This is a genomic window from Desulfosarcina sp., assembly GCF_055467485.1.
Map to the genome: position 1 here is coordinate 50,858 of NZ_JBUOIV010000020.1, position 16,432 is coordinate 67,289.

Sequence of the window (16,432 nt, forward strand, 5' to 3'; positions counted from 1 at the left end):
CCGCCACCATGAAAAACATCGGCGCCTCCCACGAAAACCTGGACCACCAGGTTTACCTGATCGTCAAACAGATGATCACAGACCGGAAGCTGGTGCCCGGGGAAAAGATTCCCCAGGAAAAACTGGCCTCAGAGCTTGGCATCAGCCGGACGCCGTTGATCAACGCATTAAAATTTTTAGAAAAGGAAAAACTGGTCGAGGCCAAGCCGCGGCGAGGCTTCTTCGTGCGCGCCTTCACCCGCGATGAGGCTGTCGGCATCTTCGAACTCCGGGAGGTTCTGGAAGGCCTGGCCGCCAGACGGGCAGCCGCAACCCTGACGGAAAAAAAGAAAAAAACCTTACGCGGCTTCTTCAGCCAGTTTCCTGACACCGAGCCGGTGGCAGACAGCCGGGCATATGCCGAGGAGGATCGCCGTTTTCATCTTTACATCTCGGAAATCGGGTCGCGTGAATTTCTAAAAAGCATTCTGGAATCCTTCAACATCATCAGCTTTTCCTACCAACTGGTATCATCGGAAGGGTTAGTGCGCCGGCCGGATGAAACCCTGGCCGAACACCGCGCCATCATCGAAGCCATCTGCAGCGGCGATGGCAACACGGCCGAAAAAATGATGCGGCGTCACTTTCGTCGATCCATCCGCCACCTGACCACCGGGTCGCCGCAGCCGCCACTGGCCGCACCCCCAAATGAATGTCAAACCGGTCGTCTCCCCGCATAACCCATCATGGATGGTTAAATGGTTTTTTAGGGTTTACAGGATGTCCGGACCCGACTTATTATAAAGGGTGTTGACCCGATGTTTGGAAAAACCGCTTATCCTATCTCGATCCGTTTGCGCCTCTCCTCAAGGCAGGCCGTAACCCGCCGCTTCGATTGCACGTTTGATGACATGCGTTTCCGTTGACCACGATAATAGATTAACAGACCGTTGTTAATGTCCCCTGCGATAGATCGCCATCGGTGGACAATTGAGGGTGGTATCGTTGAAAATCAAGAGTGATGAATAACAGCCCGATGAAATTACCGATGTCCGGCCTTCAGGCGGAACGGCCCGTCTGAAGGCCCTTTGCATGACCGCCGCTTGTCTGGATGACGGCAAAAGAATGGCTTTTGCCCTCCAATGGAAAAGGAGGTGTGGGATGGTAATTGTAGGAACTATCCGATTCAAGCCGGAAACGGCCAAGGACATCGGCAAGCGCTTTATGGAATTGGCGCCGGTGCCAGAGTACATGAAGCTGATCGGTCCATTTGTAAAAGCAAAAATGGACGGGACCCATGGACTGGAAATTTATGAAGTGGATGAATCTAAGTTGGCTTTGGGCATGGAATATGTGTCCAACCGGTACATATCCTTCTATGGCATTCCGGATTTTAACTTTACCGCCGAGATTCACTACAGCGCCCAGGAAGCATTGAAGATGGTTGGCCTGGCCTAAGCCCGCTGCATTCGGGTCCGGCAGCGTTCGGGAGATCCATTCCGCAGGCTGCCGGATCGCCCGCCCGGTTCACGCCACCGGTTCATCGATCCGACAGAACATCTTCACATTCGGGCTCTGTGCCTGCCTGAACCGGTATTCCGGGCGGCTCTCCTGGACGAATCCCAACTGGCTGTACAACGCTTCCAGGCGGGGGTTGTTGGTCAGGGAAATAAAGCGCGTATACCCCTGCATCTTCATCAACGACATGAAGGATTTCACCGTATGCACGCCCACCCGCTGGTTGCGAAAACGCGTGGATATGGCCAGTGCGCCCAGCTCCACGGTCTTGGCGTCGATGACGATCTGCTCGACACAACCCACCACGATGCCGTCGATGGCAGTGACGTAAAACCGGTGCCGGTTTTTGTTCAGGTAGGCTTTGGTTCGCGGCTTCAAAAAACCCGAACGCCGGTACATCTCAAGGATGCGGTGAACGATCGCCACCTCCTCGTCGGTTTGCACCTGACGGAACGCCTCCTGGAAGTTGTTGGCGATGAGGGTGCCCGCCCCTTCCACGGTGAAGAGCTCGTGCTTGATGACGTTTTTGCCCGCCGCCAGGATGTGCACGCGGTCACACTGACCCGCCTCGATCTTGTGGCAGATGCAGGCCAGGGCGCCCTTGAAGTTGACGTTGGCGATCAGGTCGCCGAAATCCTCCAGTGATTCACGGACCCGGCCGGTGGTGATGGCGTTGATCTTGTTCGCCTGGCGGTCAATCAGATACCGGCGTTCCAGAAAAATGACCTTGAACATGGATTCTTGATGATTGAGCACCGCATCGTAAAAATCGTTTTCCGGAGGAACCCGGACAATGGCGGTCGCCGGCAGTCGGTTTTCCAACCGGGTGGTCAGCTTCTGGTTGGCGAAGCGATTAGGCATGTTGTGCAGCAAGGTGGTCCCGGCGCCGTGGCGCGCCAGGAATTTGATGTCGGTGATAATCTCCTGGAAGTGATCGCGCAGGATGCCCTCCCGACAGGCAATAAAGACCTGCCGGCCGGCAAGGGCGCGCGCGTATTCTTTCAGGTAAAGTCTGGGCATGGCGGATACAACCGGTGATTTCAGTTCTTATTAAATGCGCATGGTTTTATGAATCTTTCCCGACGTCGCTGACGAACAGGTCAGATCCGTGTCCGTTCAGAAATGGTCGTTTTTGGTTCAGGCCAAGTCCGCAGCGATGGTGAAACCGCAGGCGTAGCAGCGCTACGTCGAGGGTGTCACCAGATTGAGAACGCCGGCCTGGGCCGAAAAAGGCCATTTCCGGATGGACTCGCCTTAGAAGTCGTGAATGCCTGTATAGCTCTGCGGCGTGATCGCCAGCAGTTCCTTCTTGATCCGTTCGGCCACATCCAGGGTGTGGATGAACGCGACGATGGCGGCCTGGTCGATCGCGGCGTGGGTGCGGGTCAGCGCCAGCAGGGTCTCATAGGGATTGGGGTAGCCTTCGCGCCTCAGCACGGTCTGGATCCCTTCGGCCACCACGGCCCAGTTGCTGTCGAGGTCTTTTTTGAGCGCGTCCTCGTTGAGGATCAGCTTGTCCAGCCCGCGCTTGAGCGACTTGAGGGCGATGAGGGTGTGGCCTAACGGCACGCCGATGTTGCGGGTCACCGTGGAGTCGGTCAGGTCCCGCTGAAGGCGGGAGATGGGCAGCTTGGCCGAGAGGTGTTCCAGCAGGGCGTTGGCTATCCCCAGGTTGCCTTCGGCATTCTCGAAATCGATCGGGTTGACCTTGTGGGGCATGGCCGATGAACCGATCTCTCCCTTCTTGATGGTCTGTTTGAAGTAGTCCATGGAAATGTAAGTCCACAGGTCCCGGCACAAGTCCAGCAAAATGGTGTTGATCCGCTTCACGCCGTCGAAAAAGGCGGCCAGGTGGTCGTAGTGTTCGATCTGGGTGGTTACCCGTGAGCGGTGCAGTCCCAGCCCTTCGTTGACCAGCCGGTTGCCGAAGGCGATCCAGTCGATGTCGGGATAGGCCGCGTGGTGGGCATTGAAATTTCCCGTGGCGCCGCCGAACTTGGCGGCAAAGGGCACGGCTGCCAGCAGCTTCATCTGCTGGCTCAGCCGATCCACGAACACGTATATCTCCTTGCCCAGCCGGGTGGGCGAAGCGGGCTGGCCGTGGGTCCGGGCCAGCATGGGCACCGGCTTCCATGCCCGGGCCTTGGCTGTCAGGTCGGCCACGGTCGCTTCCAGCGCCGGCAGCATCACGGCCTGCCAGGCCTCCTTCAGGGAGAGGGGCACGGCCGTGTTGTTGATGTCCTGGGAAGTCAGGCCGAAGTGGATGAACTCCTTGTAAGCGGACAGGCCCAGCCGGTCGAAGGTGGCCTTGACGAAATACTCCACCGCCTTGACATCGTGGTTGGTGGTCTTTTCGATCTCCTTGATCTCGGCTGCATGGTCCATGGTGAACGTTTGGCAAGTTTCGCGCAGTCGGTCGAACACTGCCGGCTCGATATCCGCCAACTGGGGCAGGGGCAGCCGGCACAGGGCGATAAAGTATTCGATTTCCACACGGACCCGGTAGCGGATCAAGGCGCCTTCGCTGAAATAGTCGGACAGGGGGGCGGTGGCCCTCCGATAGCGTCCGTCCACAGGGGAAACGGCAGTAAGGGGGGAAAGGGTCATAGCACCTCCTCAATAATGTCCGGATATACAGGCAGCATAAAAATCGCTTTTAACGCATCGATGGTTGAACGTATTCTGATCCAGGACGCTTATAGAAAAATGACCCGGCAATGTCAAACTCACCCGATTGGGTGTATCAACGCGCGATCGCCTTCCCGCAGGCGGTCTTCCAGCCGGGTAAAGCGCTTTTCCGTTTTGCTGGTGTTCACGGCGATGGCCAGCGCCCGCCGGGTACCCACCAGCACCACCATCCGCCGCCCCCGGGTGACGGCGGTATAGAGGAGGTTGCGCTGGAGCAGAACATAATGCTGCGTCATCACCGGCATGACCACCGCCGGGTATTCAGAACCCTGGGATTTATGCACCGAGACGGCATAGGCGAGAACCATCTCGTCCAGGTCCGAAAATTCGTAAGCCACGGCACGGCCGTCGAAGTCGACAATCAGTTGCTGCAGATCGCCCGCAATGGCAGTAATTGTGCCGATGTCTCCGTTGAACACATCCTTGTCGTAATTGTTGCGGATCTGCATCACCTTGTCATTCAGTCGAAACCGTCGATCCCCCCGCACAATGCGGTCTTCTCCGGCATTCAGGGCGTCCTGAAGCTGCCGGTTCAGATTGCCCGCACCCAGCAACCCCCGGTGCATGGGAGTGAGCACCTGGATGTCACTCGACGGATCGTAGCCCAGTTTAGGCAGCCGTTCATTGACGACGGTAATGATCGTCGACAACGCATCTTCCGGGGATTCGCGCTGGATGAAAAAGAAATCGCCGTCGCTCGCATTGTCGACCACGGGCATCTTACCGCTGTTGATGCGGTGAGCGTTGACGACGATCCGGCTCTTTTGGGCCTGCCGGAAAATTTCGTTGAGCGGCACCGTGATCACGGCCTGTGACGCGATAATGTCCTTGAGCACACTGCCCGGGCCCACCGACGGCAGCTGGTTCACGTCACCCACCAGAATCAGGGTGGCATGCGGTGGAACCGCTTTGAGCAGGTGATGCATGAGCAGCGTGTCGATCATGGAGGCTTCATCGATGATGAGGAGTTCGCAGGCTAATGGGTTGTCCTCGGATTTCTGGAATCCGCCATGGGCCAGGGAAAACGCCAGCAACCGGTGAATGGTTTTGGCCTCGTGACCGGTGGCCTCGCTCATGCGTTTGGCCGCCCGTCCGGTAGGTGCGGCCAGCAGAATCGATGTGTCTCTTCTGGAGAAAATCTTCAAGATGGCGTTGATGATGGTGGTCTTCCCGGTGCCCGGTCCCCCGGTAATCACCATGACCTTGCTTTCCAGGGCCCTTTTTACCGCTTCCACCTGCCGGTCGGCCAAACGGATGGAAAGGCGTGTCTGCACCCATGCCAATTCATCCGCCACGTTCATCAGTGAGACCTGGCGGGGTGCATGGATCAGGGCCCCCAGCCGTTGGGCGATCCGGGTTTCACACAGGTGAAATTTGGCCAGGTAGACCGCTCGGCTGCCGTCGGGCAGCTTTTCCATGACAACCTGCTCCCGTTTGCATAGGGATTCCAGGACACCATCCACCATTTTAGATTCCGTCTGGAGGGTATCGGCGGCTTTTTTCATCAACAGGGTGTCAGGGTAGTACACATGGCCCTCGTCCGCCAGTTGATGAAGCACGTAGAGGATGCCGGCCTCGATTCTAACCGGAGCATCCTTGGCGATACCCATTTTTTCGGCAATGCGGTCGGCGGTGACAAAACCGATACCGAAAATATCCGTGGCCAACCGAAAGGGATTTTCCCGCACCATGGCAATCGAACGGTCGCCGTAGTGTTTGAAGATTTTTATCGCATAGGCGGTGCTGACGTTATGGCTCTGCAGAAAAAGCATCACCTCACGGATGTCCTTCTGTTCATCCCAGGCGGCACGGATCATGGCTACGCGCTTTTTGCCGATGCCTTCGACTTCGGTCAGTCGCTGTGCATCGCTGTCGATTACCGCCAGGGTCTCTTTTCCGAAATGGTCGACAATGCGCTCGGCGATCGTGGGCCCGAGTCCGCGGACCATGCCCGAACCCAGGTATTTCTTGATGCCGCTGACAGTGGCCGGCACACGGGTCTGGTAGTGCACGACCTTGAACTGCTCACCGTATCGGGGATGTTGCGCCCACACCCCCTGCATCGTCAGCACCTCCCCGAGGGTGGGCGCCATGAGGCTGCCCACGACGGTGACTAGGCCGGGCCGGTCGGAGACCTTCACCTGGGCAATGGTAAAGCCGCTCTCGTCATCACTGTATGTGATCCGTTCAATCTGACCGGTAAGAAAATTTAGATTGGCTTGGGCGGTCGGCGTGCTATCGCTTTTAAAGGCGGCCATCGGCAATCACACCCAGTCCGGCAGCCGGATCTCCGAGGGATCCAGCTTGTCGGGAATGTAGCATTTGATGTCGATCACCGGCGTGTCGTTGCGGGCGTCGATCGAATCGATATGGATCGTGGTCCCGGTGACGGATAGCACCCGGCAAGCCGATAGGCCGAGCAGATTGGGGCGCACCGGTGCGTGGGTGGCAAAGACACCGGTGAGCGGGTTGGAGGGGTTTTTCCTCGGGTGCACCTGGAGCCGGCCGCGGTCTGTGGGATTGTCGTTTTCGTGAAACCAGTAGCAGACGATGATGTGCGAAAAACCCTCCACCCCCAGGAGGCCGTCCTGGAACGCGGGGTCGATCTCGATGCGGACGGTACGGTCGGTTTTACGGATCCATCCGATGGGATGCACCTGGAATGCGTCGTTCATGGCCGTCTCCTCGTGAATCGATGAATAGCGGTTTTATACAATCAACTTGAAACCCGATGATCAAGAAATATATTATACCCATTCACACAAAAAACCGGACTGGCCGGCCGTTGAACCCCGATAGTCAGCGAACCCCGTGTGGCTTGTTTGGCCGATGCAGAAAACTGCAGAGCACCGGTGCGGTGTTGCATGCAAGCGGACTGTCCATCAATGGTGATTCTTGCGAATGCAAGGTTGCACTTGATTAACCTGCTGTAATTAAATACACTTATTCTCATGGGTTATATTTTCGACTTTCACGATGCCAAACGCTACCACCAGTGGATGCAAAAGCGCAGGAACCGCTTGGCCGCCGACCTGGAGAGCCGCCTCATGCTGAGCATGCTGGATCCGGTTGCCGGTGAGTCGGTGCTGGACATCGGCTGCGGCACCGGGGCCTCGATCGAACCGCTGTTGGAGAAGGGCCTCGACGTGACAGGCATCGATCCCTCCCCCTACATGCTGGACATTTTGTCCTCAACGCTTGGCAACCGCGTCTCTCTGTATCGCGGGTTCGCCGAAGATCTTCCCTTTGACGATAATTCTTTCAACCATGCCTGCCTGTTTACCTGCCTTGAATTTGTGGACCACCCGAAAAAGGCCCTGGCCGAGGCCTTTCGGGTGGCCAAGGACCGGGTGTTCATCGGATTCTTGAACCGCTATGCCCTCACCGGCATCGGCCGGCGGGTGCAGGGTATATTCACCCCGACCATTTACAACCGGGCCAACTTCTTCAGCGTCTGGGAAATCAAAAGCATGGTCCGGGAACTGATGGGACCGGTCCCGGTCTGCTGGCGCACCGTCTGCCAGTTTCCCGGCCCCTGGGGAGCCTGGATGAAGCAGATCGAAGGTTCAGGCCTGGTCCAGCGTTTCCCTTTCGGGACTTTCGCCGGCATCGTCGTCACCCTGGTACCCCGGTTCCGCACGCGCCCCCTGGCGATCCGGTACCAGCCCAAAAAAGTCGGCCGCATCGCAGCCGGTACGGCAGGCTGTTCCGGTATGTCCCCATCCAACGGTTTTGACGATTCCGCGCACTTAAGCGGCGGGCAATGCGCTCACACGATCGGCTGAACATATGGCTGAATTTGGTGAGAATCATTTGACAAAATATTCAAATAACTGTTTAAACTAAAAAATTCTGTTTTCGGGCAACCGGTGCCCACGGCCGGCGAAGCCACCCCGAAAGGAAAGGAGCCCGCCCCCCGATGGAAGCCTGGCTCTACGAAACCCTGCAGGATCAGCGGGTCCGATGCCGGTTGTGCAGCCACATGTGTGTCATCGGCAACGGCAAACGGGGAATCTGCGGGGTGCGGGAAAACCGGGACGGCGCTCTGGAAACACGGGTTTACGGGCGCCTTATCGCTGCCGGCGACGACCCGATCGAAAAAAAACCGCTTTTCCACCTGATGCCCGGCAGCCGGTCATTTTCCATCGCCACGGTGGGCTGCAATTTCAAATGCCGGTTCTGCCAGAATGCCGACATCGCCCAGATGCCGTCGGACCGCAACGGGATGGTGGCGGGAGATGAAGCGACACCGCAGCAGGTGGTAGCGGCCGCCGAGCGCAAGGGATGCGCCAGCATCGCCTACACCTATACCGAACCGACGGTTTTTTTCGAGTTCGCCTGCGACGCGGCGCAATTGGCCCACGGCCGGGGGGTCAAAAATGTTTTCGTGACCAATGGATACATGAGCGCCGAGGCGCTCCAGCGGATCAGCCCCTGGCTGGATGCCGCCAACGTGGATCTGAAAGCCTATAGTGACGACTTCTACAAACGGCAGTGCGGGGCCCGACTGGAGCCGGTGAAGGAAACCCTGCGGCGAATGAAGCGCCTGGGAGTCTGGGTAGAGGTCACCACCCTGATCATTCCGGGACTGAACGACGATCCCATGGAGTTGTCGCGCCTGGCAGCCTTTATCGCCAAAGACCTGGGCGCGGAAACGCCCTGGCACGTGAGCCGTTTCCACCCCACTTACCAACTGACGGATCGCGGATCGACTCCGGTTTCGACCCTCATCCAGGCCAGGGATATCGGAATGACGGCCGGGCTGAAGTATGTCTATACGGGCAACATCCCGGGACAGGGCGGCGAAGACACCATCTGTCCCGGCTGCAGGCAAACCGTTATTGCCCGCCGGGGGTTTCATATCATTGACAACCGGGTGCAAAAGGGCCGATGCAGCGGTTGCGGAACGGTCATTGAGGGCATCGGGATGTAAGGAGAAGCATGTCAACCATCGGGAAGCTCAATCTGGATCACCTGGTCGGCCAGCAGGTGGGCACCTCCGTGCTGCTCAAGAAGATCGGTCACGGCGCCATGTCCGCCGTTTTCGTGGCTTTCCAGAAAACCCTTAAACGGCAGATTGCCGTCAAGGTCCTTCCCAAATCCCTGATGACGGAAAAAACCGCCGCTTTTTTCCAGCAGGAAGCCGAATCGGCCGCCATCCTGATGCATCCCCACATCATTCCCATTTATGAAGTGGGCGAAACGGAGGAATTTCTCTTTTTTACCATGCAGTTGGTCAAGGGTAACGAATTGTCCTACTTCATCCGCCGGACCCAGAAGAATGTCATCCCTTCCAAACGGTTCATGCCGCTGCCGACCATTATATCGCTCATGCTGAAAATTCTGGATGCCCTGGCATATGCCCACGACAACGACATCGTCCACCGGGATATCAAACCGGACAACGTCATGATCGAAACGCATTCCAAGCGGCCGCTGATCACGGATTTCGGTGTGGCCCGGGTTTCCCGGACCACGAGCAAAAGCGACCGGCTGCTGCTGGGCACACCGATGTATATCGCACCGGAACAGATTCTGTCGGGCACGGTCGACGGTCGTGCGGACATGTACAGCGCCGGGGTGATGATGCTCGAAATGCTCGAGTCCAAGCTTCCCTACCCGCCCTATCAGACGGCCATGGATCTGCTCAAGATGAAGCTCGCGTTGAAAGACCGGATCTTTCAGCAGCGGCCCTCCGAGGTCCACCCCATGGCCAACCGGGCCTTGGATGAAATCCTCTTCAGGGCCCTGGCCTTTGACCGGGATCAGCGCTACCCTTCATGTCGCGAGTTTGCATCGGAACTGGACCGCTTTTCAAAAAAATTGATGACATCATCTTCAGCCAGGTGAGGACGCCATGCCAGTAGACGCCGCCACGAAAAACCAGCTCTCCCAATTCGGACGCACCATTGCCCTGCTGTTCAATCGCTCCATGATGTATCAGCCGAACCACCCGTTTGTGGAACAGTCCATCGACATGTTTTACGATGGTGCCGTCAACCTGTTGAAAATCATTTCGCCGCTGGTGTTTATTCTCAATCGCGAGGAGTTTTTCGTGGACGAGGAGCCTCTGGATCCCCGTCTCAACGTGGGGCGTCTGGTGATGCTGTTCAAAAATAACGGTATTCAGTCCATCTCCATCGAACCCGGCCTCGAGAAACGGGAGGTCAAGGTCTTTTTGGAGGTGTTCAGCGAAATCACCAAGTACAGCGGTGCCGAGGGATTCAAAAAAGCCATCTTTGCCCGGGGGGTGTCCAGTATCAAGGTCAACCACGTGCGCTATAAAAAAGTGACCGACGATGATGAGGTGATTTCCCGTGACGCGCTGAAGGATCTGACCCCCCAGATGATGGCCGCCGAGGACGAGGCCAAGACCCGTAAGATGTTCATGGACACGCTGCTGGAGAGCGTGCTCACCGAGGAGTTCGCCAAAACCCTGAACATTGAATCCCTAATGGCCAATCCGGGCGCCGTGTCCAAAAACATGATCCAGGCGGACCTGGAAAGTGTTTCAGCAGGCGGCGGCGGTGAAGGACCAGGTGGCGGCAGCGGCACCGGGGGTGCTTCCGGCGGCCCGGGTGAAGGAACCGGGACTGGAGACGGCCGCGGCGGGCCGGGTGAGGGCGGGACCGGTGACGGCAGCGGCGGGACGGGTGCCGGGGGAACGGGTGCCGGGGGAACGGGTGCCGGGGGCCACGGCAACCTGTTGTTTCAGCAGTTGGAAGTGATGCGCATCGAAGTGGACAAGCACCTGAAAGGTAAAGGCGACGTGGCCATTGCCGATCTGGCCGGTGCCGTCTTCGACATGAAAAAACAACTGCTGGAAGGCATCGAAGCCCAGAAGGCCATGGGTGTCGCCTATGAAAACGAGGCGGCCATTCTGGAGAATGCCAACGAACTCACCGATCGGGTGCTCATCCAGCTGGTGAAAGACGAGTACCAGCAGGGCAGGATCACGCCGGCCCGCATGGCCCATATCCTCAGGCGACTGGTGCCCGAAGCCGCCGAACTCAAGCGGCTTCTGCCCAAGATAAAAACGGCACTGCTGGCGGAGGGTATGTCCCACACGCAGTACCTGGAGCTGATACAGGCCTTGGGCAAGGAACTGGAGAGCGAGGGCCTGGCCAACATCCTTCAGGAGAGCGGTGAAGAGATCGGCGTGGACGGCGATGAGTTGATCGCGGAATTCAAGAATAACCCGGAACAGGCGGCCCAGTTGATTTACCTGGCCGCCGAGATCCGCAAAGGCGGCGGTGACGAGGATGCACTGGCTGACATTCTGGCCGGTTACGTGGAGCAGATGGGCGGCCAGATGGCCATGGACCAGGTCCAGGACAAAGACGATCCCGAGCATCTGAAAAAGGTGGTGGGAAGCATCGAGTCCACCATCGTCAGCCAGCTGGGCAAGATGGATGTGGGGGGCGATGTCATCGCCAAGCTGGAAGACCGCCTCAACGCCCGGATGGAAACGGTCCTGGCCCAGATGCGCACCGAATGGCTAAAGGCCAAGGGCCAACCGGATGAAGGCGGCGGGACCGCAAAGCCGCACAAGGTTCTCAGTGTGCTCCAGACCCTGGAACAGAGCGTCAGCGAACACGACGAACTGGGGGAAATCTTAAAGATCGTCCGCACCAAAGTCGAAGCCGGTGAAATCGATGAGAACGACTACAAGAAAATCCAGGATGAGATCGCCCGCCAGAAGCAGCTGATCAAGGACAGGGAGGCCAACCGGGTCATGCCCACCGGCGTGATCAAAGCCAGCGCCATGGCCTTTATCCTGGAAAAGGAGATCGCCCGGGCCAACCGCTACGACTACTCCTTTTCCGCCCTGGCGTTCTCCATGGTGCGGATCAAACCCCGCGCCAAGGTACCGGCCGGCGCCATCAACAACGAAATTCTCATAGAAGCCGTGCTGGCCCTCTTGGCCGAGACTTTTCGCGAGGTGGACATCGTCGGTCAGCTGGGAAAAAATACCATCGTGGCCGTGCTGCCGCTGATCGGCCGCGAAGATTCCAAAAAGGCGCTGAACCGCGTGATGAAAGTGCTCCAGGACGCGCCCATCGATGTGAAGGGCATCCCCGTGGACTTCAAGTTTGCGGGAATTGCCATCAGTTTCGACGGCGAACACACCCCGGACGGCAAAAGCTTCATCCGGGTGATGTCGGGCCGGCTGCAGGATATGGCCAACCGGTTGAAAAATATCCAGTCTTTCATGTAGCGGCCGGTTGACTGCGGCTGACCCGTTGCCGCCTTGGGGAATTATCTTGTAACCCTTCGACGTGTATTTGCTCTCCTTTCACATGGTCGTGTGAATTGACGGTTCCGGCTGTAGGTGCCTTTCAAGCGCACGTTAAGCGGTCGACAACCCCTGTGGGGTGCTTCGCGTAATTTCACCTGACGCTGCCGGGATCATGCCTGTTTTTAACCCTCCCTGCGGTAAGCCGCGTGGAATGTTATGCCTGTATCGGCAGCGCTTCGCAGCAGCGTAGGGAAAAAAGCCGATTTTCAGTTCGCTTGCTAACCCCGCGGCAAGCTGCGGGAATCGGCTCGCTGACGCGGTTCAATTTCGGGAAGGAGCGTTTTTCCATGTCCACCAATTTGTCCAGGCGGTCTTTTATCAAGGCCGGCCTGATCACGGCCGGCGCGGTGGCGGCCGCCGGCGTCCCCCGCCCGCCCTCCGCCAGGGCTGCCGACGCGGAACTGTGCACCCTGTTGGATCTTCAACAATGCATTGCCTGCGGTGCCTGTGTAGAGGCCTGCCGGGAGGTCAACGACACCAAATTCCCCGCGCCGATTGGTCCCATGCCCGATATGATTCCACGCAACAGAGTCAAGATAGCCGACTGGTCGGCGGCGGAACGGCGCAGCATTGATGACCGGCTGACCCCCTATAACTGGCTCTTCATCCAACCGGCTGTCGGCGAATACAACGGGGAGGATTTCGAAATCAACATCCCCCGGCGCTGCATGCACTGTCGCAACGCCCCCTGTTCCAACCTCTGCCCGTTCGGTGCCGCCTTTACCCAGGACAACGGCATCGTGCGCATTCATCCGGATGTTTGCATGGGGGGCGCCAAGTGCAAGGCGGTGTGCCCATGGCATATTCCCGAACGCCAGTCCGGCGTGGGGCTGCACCTTGACCTGCTGCCCCAGTATGCGGGCAACGGCGTCATGTACAAGTGCGACCGCTGTTACGACCGGATCAAGGCAGGCGAACGGCCCGCCTGTATCGATGTCTGCCCGGAAGACGTCCAGCAGATCGGCCCCCGGCAGGAGATATTGGAAAAGGCCCATCAGCTGGCCAGGGAAATGGACGGGTATATTTACGGCGAAACGGAAAACGGCGGCACCAATACGATCTATGTATCGCCGGTGCCCTTCGATGTATTGAACCAGGCCATCGAGAAAGGGCCGGGCTCGCCCCATCTGGCACCGGCTCCCGATGCCATGGCGTCGGCCAACAACATGGCGCTGGCAATGGCCATTGCACCGGTGGCCGGTGTGGCCGGTGCCGTGGCGCGATTCATGAGTCTGGGAAAATCCGATGGCGGCGGGAAGGAAACGCAACATGAACGCTAAGCCCGATCTTGTGCTGAACGTGCTGTATGGAATCGCTGCGGTGGCAGCCCTTTTTACCGGCTTCGGCAACATGCCCTTGTGGGGACGGTACTATGTTGCCGATGTCCCGGGTCTGGGATGGTCGGGCGACTTCTTCATCAACGTCAATGTCCACATTCTCGCCGGAAGCCTGCTGCTGGCCATCGGCGCCTATGCAGCCACCACTTTCCTGGTCATGAGAAGATCCCATTCCGGCGGACTGACCCGATCCGGCAGCATCAGGGTTTTTCTTCTGGCATTGGCCCTGGCCACGGGCATCCTTATGGTTATTAAAAACCTACCGGGGGTTCATTTTCCAATGACAATGTTGATAATTTTCAATTTTTCCCACATGGCAGCCGCCATGCTGTTCATGGTCGCGGCCCTCGTGGCCTTGATTTTCAAACAGCCCTGGCGACAGCGCTCCTAAACCGACAAATCCCGACCCTGCCAACGCATAAAAACGACGACGCCGTGTTCAGGTGCATCCGTTTCCTCCTCTGCGATGAGCGGCAAACCGATAGTGCGCTATTGCACATAGGAATGCCTTACCCTTGCTTTTTTAGCATTTCCAGTTACAATTACCCCATCTGCTTTTTTTCGGCGATAGTAAGCATACTGTCGGATTCACTTGCCTTGCCGCCATTATAACCCGTGTCAGGAAATGAAATATGGAAAAAATGCGCCCCCGTGTCGTCTTCTTTTTTTTACTTGCCTGCATCGTTTCCGCAAGCGTCCTGGCGGCCGGCGGGCCGCCGGCCGATACACCGGCTTTTCCACCCGGCCTGGAGAGTTACGGCGATGGGGAGATGGGCGGTATCATCGACATCCTGGTCAACCGCATCCGTTACGAACCGTTCAACCTGGTGGCGTCTCTCATTTTTCTGTGTGCCATCATCCACACCTTTCTCACCGGCCGTTTCATGGTCATCGCCCATCGGTGGGCACATGACCACGAAGAGAAGATCAAGAAAGGGCTGGCCCCCCGGGATTCGGTGCACCACGGTGCCGAACTGTTTCATTTCCTCGGCGAAGTGGAGGCTGTGTTCGGCATCTGGGCCGTGGCCCTGGTGGGCGTGATTGTCCTGTTTTTCGATTGGCCCACAGCCAAAAGCTATATCCTTTACAAGGTGAATTTTACCGAACCGATGTTCGTCGTGGTGATCATGACCCTGGCGGCCACACGCCCGATCCTGCAAATCACCGAACGATTCATGTGGAGAATCGCCAATCTCCTGGGCGGCACGCTCAGCGCCTGGTGGTGGTCCATTTTGACCATCGGCCCCATTCTGGGGTCGTTCATCACCGAACCGGCGGCCATGACCATTGCCGCCATGCTGCTGGCCAACAAATTTTATGCGCTGGCACCCTCCAGTCGGTTCAAATATGCCACGCTTGGTCTATTGTTCGTCAACATTTCCATAGGCGGCACGCTGACCAGTTATGCGGCACCGCCGGTCCTGATGGTGGCGGCGCCCTGGAAATGGGACTCGGTGTTCATGTTGACCCATTTCGGCTGGAAAGCTGTGCTGGGCATCCTTGCGGCCAACCTGAGCTATTTTCTCATATTCCGAGGCGAATTGAAGGCACTGCAGAAAACCTTTGCCATGAACAGCCTCAAGGATGAAATTCAGCGGCGCTATCTCAAACGGGCCGACGTGGAAGAGATGATGGACCAGTGCATTGGGCGGGTCGAGGATCGCTTCCATTTTGTGGAGACTTTTTCCGATCAGTTGAAAGAGGTCGGCCGGGAACTCACCCAAAGCCTGGCAGTCAGGGCCATGGCAGATCTCGAAGGCAAAGGCATCGATCCGGACCTGGCCCGTCGGGCGTTTGAAGAACGCAATCAGGAGATCCAGCTCAGACGCATGCGCCGTGCCCTGCCCGGACTTCTGCCGCCTGAGGATCGCCCGCCTTTCCTGGACCCGGACTGGGACCGCCGGGACGACCCCGTGCCGCTGTGGGTGACCCTGGTTCACATCGTATTCATGGGATGGACCATTATCAATGCCCACTATCCACCGTTTTTTATCCCCGGGCTGCTCTTCTTCTTGGGCTTTGCCCAGGTCACTGCGCCTTATCAAAACCAGCTGAGCCTCAAACCGGCACTGCTGGTGGGCTTTTTCCTCGGCGGCCTGGTGATCCACGGGGGTCTCCAGGGATGGTGGATTGAGCCGGTGCTGGGCAATTTGACCGAGGTTCCCCTGATGCTGGGTGCCACCATCCTCACGGCATTCAACGACAACGCGGCCATCACCTTCTTGAGCACCCTGGTACCCAGCTTTTCAGAGGGGATGAAATACGCGGTCGTAGCCGGAGCCGTTGCCGGCGGCGGACTGACCATCATCGCCAACGCCCCCAACCCCGCTGGTCTGAGCATCCTCAAATCCTTTTTCGATGAAGAAGTGTCACCCGTTGCCATCTTGCTGGCAGCCGCCCTGCCAACGGCAATTGTGTGGCTGATTTTTCTCTTTTTCTAAGTGGAGAACGCATCATGAAAGGTTCTATGACGGGTCACAGGGGGGTGCTTGTCTGCGGCCTGCTGGTTTTATCGTCCTGCAGCGCCAAGCGGCCAGTGTTTTCCCCAACGATCATCTCTATACGGTGGGAAAAACCCAACCCCGGGCGGATGTGGACCAATGCATGGACG

Annotated in this window: 13 protein-coding genes; 9 read left to right on the top strand and 4 right to left on the bottom strand. The window is 57.8% G+C overall.

Annotation, left to right across the window (positions count from 1 at the left end; genetic code table 11):
- The first annotated feature begins 8 nt into the window (after positions 1-8).
- Positions 9-719, top strand: a complete 711-nt coding sequence (locus ACZCED_RS11625; protein ID WP_464860841.1) for a GntR family transcriptional regulator — start codon at positions 9-11, stop codon at positions 717-719.
- 421 nt (positions 720-1,140) lie between these two features.
- Entirely contained in the window at positions 1,141-1,437 is a 297-nt protein-coding gene (locus tag ACZCED_RS11630; RefSeq protein ID WP_464860842.1) for a hypothetical protein, read from the top strand.
- Between the two features lie 69 nt (positions 1,438-1,506).
- Here the strand turns inward: ACZCED_RS11630 and ACZCED_RS11635 are convergent, their stop codons facing one another.
- The 4 genes from ACZCED_RS11635 to tsaA all read right to left on the bottom strand — a co-directional run bounded on the left by ACZCED_RS11635 (position 1,507) and on the right by tsaA (position 6,860).
- On the bottom strand, positions 1,507-2,517 hold the full coding sequence (locus tag ACZCED_RS11635) for a GNAT family N-acetyltransferase (protein WP_464860843.1): 1,011 nt from the start codon (positions 2,515-2,517) through the stop codon (positions 1,507-1,509).
- A gap of 234 nt (positions 2,518-2,751) precedes the next feature.
- Positions 2,752-4,104: an adenylosuccinate lyase gene (gene purB / locus ACZCED_RS11640; protein WP_464860844.1), complete on the bottom strand. Its 1,353-nt coding sequence runs from the start codon at positions 4,102-4,104 to the stop codon at positions 2,752-2,754.
- A 119-nt stretch (positions 4,105-4,223) separates the two neighbouring features.
- A complete protein-coding gene (recD2, locus tag ACZCED_RS11645) occupies positions 4,224-6,443 on the bottom strand; it encodes an SF1B family DNA helicase RecD2 (RefSeq protein ID WP_462969151.1) in 2,220 nt (739 codons plus the stop codon).
- 6 nt (positions 6,444-6,449) lie between these two features.
- Entirely contained in the window at positions 6,450-6,860 is a 411-nt protein-coding gene (gene tsaA, locus ACZCED_RS11650; RefSeq protein ID WP_462969152.1) for a tRNA (N6-threonylcarbamoyladenosine(37)-N6)-methyltransferase TrmO, read from the bottom strand.
- Between the two features lie 276 nt (positions 6,861-7,136).
- On the opposite strand from tsaA, the gene ACZCED_RS11655 reads away from it, so the two are divergent.
- The 7 genes from ACZCED_RS11655 to ACZCED_RS11685 all read left to right on the top strand — a co-directional run bounded on the left by ACZCED_RS11655 (position 7,137) and on the right by ACZCED_RS11685 (position 16,262).
- A complete protein-coding gene (locus ACZCED_RS11655; protein WP_462969153.1) occupies positions 7,137-7,970 on the top strand; it encodes a class I SAM-dependent methyltransferase in 834 nt (277 codons plus the stop codon).
- A 134-nt stretch (positions 7,971-8,104) separates the two neighbouring features.
- The gene (amrS, locus tag ACZCED_RS11660) at positions 8,105-9,118 is read left to right on the top strand and encodes an AmmeMemoRadiSam system radical SAM enzyme (RefSeq protein WP_462969154.1); all 1,014 of its coding nucleotides are present in this window, start codon (positions 8,105-8,107) and stop codon (positions 9,116-9,118) included.
- Positions 9,119-9,126: 8 nt separating this feature from the next.
- Positions 9,127-10,035, top strand: coding sequence for a serine/threonine-protein kinase (locus tag ACZCED_RS11665; RefSeq protein WP_462969155.1), 909 nt, complete (start codon positions 9,127-9,129; stop codon positions 10,033-10,035).
- 7 nt (positions 10,036-10,042) lie between these two features.
- Positions 10,043-12,403 carry a hypothetical protein gene (locus ACZCED_RS11670; protein ID WP_464860845.1) on the top strand — a complete coding sequence of 787 codons (2,361 nt, stop codon included), beginning with the start codon at positions 10,043-10,045 and terminating at the stop codon, positions 12,401-12,403.
- A gap of 368 nt (positions 12,404-12,771) precedes the next feature.
- A complete protein-coding gene (locus ACZCED_RS11675) occupies positions 12,772-13,764 on the top strand; it encodes a 4Fe-4S dicluster domain-containing protein (protein WP_462969157.1) in 993 nt (330 codons plus the stop codon).
- Positions 13,754-14,212, top strand: coding sequence for a FeS-binding protein (locus ACZCED_RS11680; protein ID WP_462969158.1), 459 nt, complete (start codon positions 13,754-13,756; stop codon positions 14,210-14,212). Before ACZCED_RS11675 ends, ACZCED_RS11680 begins: the two co-directional genes overlap by 11 nt.
- Before the next feature lie 241 nt (positions 14,213-14,453).
- Entirely contained in the window at positions 14,454-16,262 is a 1,809-nt protein-coding gene (locus tag ACZCED_RS11685) for a putative Na+/H+ antiporter (protein WP_462969159.1), read from the top strand.
- Positions 16,263-16,432: the final 170 nt, after the last annotated feature.

What these genes read in the sequence shown, in the direction of transcription:
- ACZCED_RS11625 (WP_464860841.1), top strand. Translation starts at nt 9, where the DNA reads ATGAAAAACATCGGCGCCTCCCACGAAAACCTGGACCACCAGGTTTAC.
- ACZCED_RS11630 (WP_464860842.1), top strand. Translation starts at nt 1,141, where the DNA reads ATGGTAATTGTAGGAACTATCCGATTCAAGCCGGAAACGGCCAAGGAC.
- ACZCED_RS11635 (WP_464860843.1), bottom strand. Translation starts at nt 2,517, where the DNA reads ATGCCCAGACTTTACCTGAAAGAATACGCGCGCGCCCTTGCCGGCCGG.
- purB (WP_464860844.1), bottom strand. Translation starts at nt 4,104, where the DNA reads ATGACCCTTTCCCCCCTTACTGCCGTTTCCCCTGTGGACGGACGCTAT.
- recD2 (WP_462969151.1), bottom strand. Translation starts at nt 6,443, where the DNA reads ATGGCCGCCTTTAAAAGCGATAGCACGCCGACCGCCCAAGCCAATCTA.
- tsaA (WP_462969152.1), bottom strand. Translation starts at nt 6,860, where the DNA reads ATGAACGACGCATTCCAGGTGCATCCCATCGGATGGATCCGTAAAACC.
- ACZCED_RS11655 (WP_462969153.1), top strand. Translation starts at nt 7,137, where the DNA reads ATGGGTTATATTTTCGACTTTCACGATGCCAAACGCTACCACCAGTGG.
- amrS (WP_462969154.1), top strand. Translation starts at nt 8,105, where the DNA reads ATGGAAGCCTGGCTCTACGAAACCCTGCAGGATCAGCGGGTCCGATGC.
- ACZCED_RS11665 (WP_462969155.1), top strand. Translation starts at nt 9,127, where the DNA reads ATGTCAACCATCGGGAAGCTCAATCTGGATCACCTGGTCGGCCAGCAG.
- ACZCED_RS11670 (WP_464860845.1), top strand. Translation starts at nt 10,043, where the DNA reads ATGCCAGTAGACGCCGCCACGAAAAACCAGCTCTCCCAATTCGGACGC.
- ACZCED_RS11675 (WP_462969157.1), top strand. Translation starts at nt 12,772, where the DNA reads ATGTCCACCAATTTGTCCAGGCGGTCTTTTATCAAGGCCGGCCTGATC.
- ACZCED_RS11680 (WP_462969158.1), top strand. Translation starts at nt 13,754, where the DNA reads ATGAACGCTAAGCCCGATCTTGTGCTGAACGTGCTGTATGGAATCGCT.
- ACZCED_RS11685 (WP_462969159.1), top strand. Translation starts at nt 14,454, where the DNA reads ATGGAAAAAATGCGCCCCCGTGTCGTCTTCTTTTTTTTACTTGCCTGC.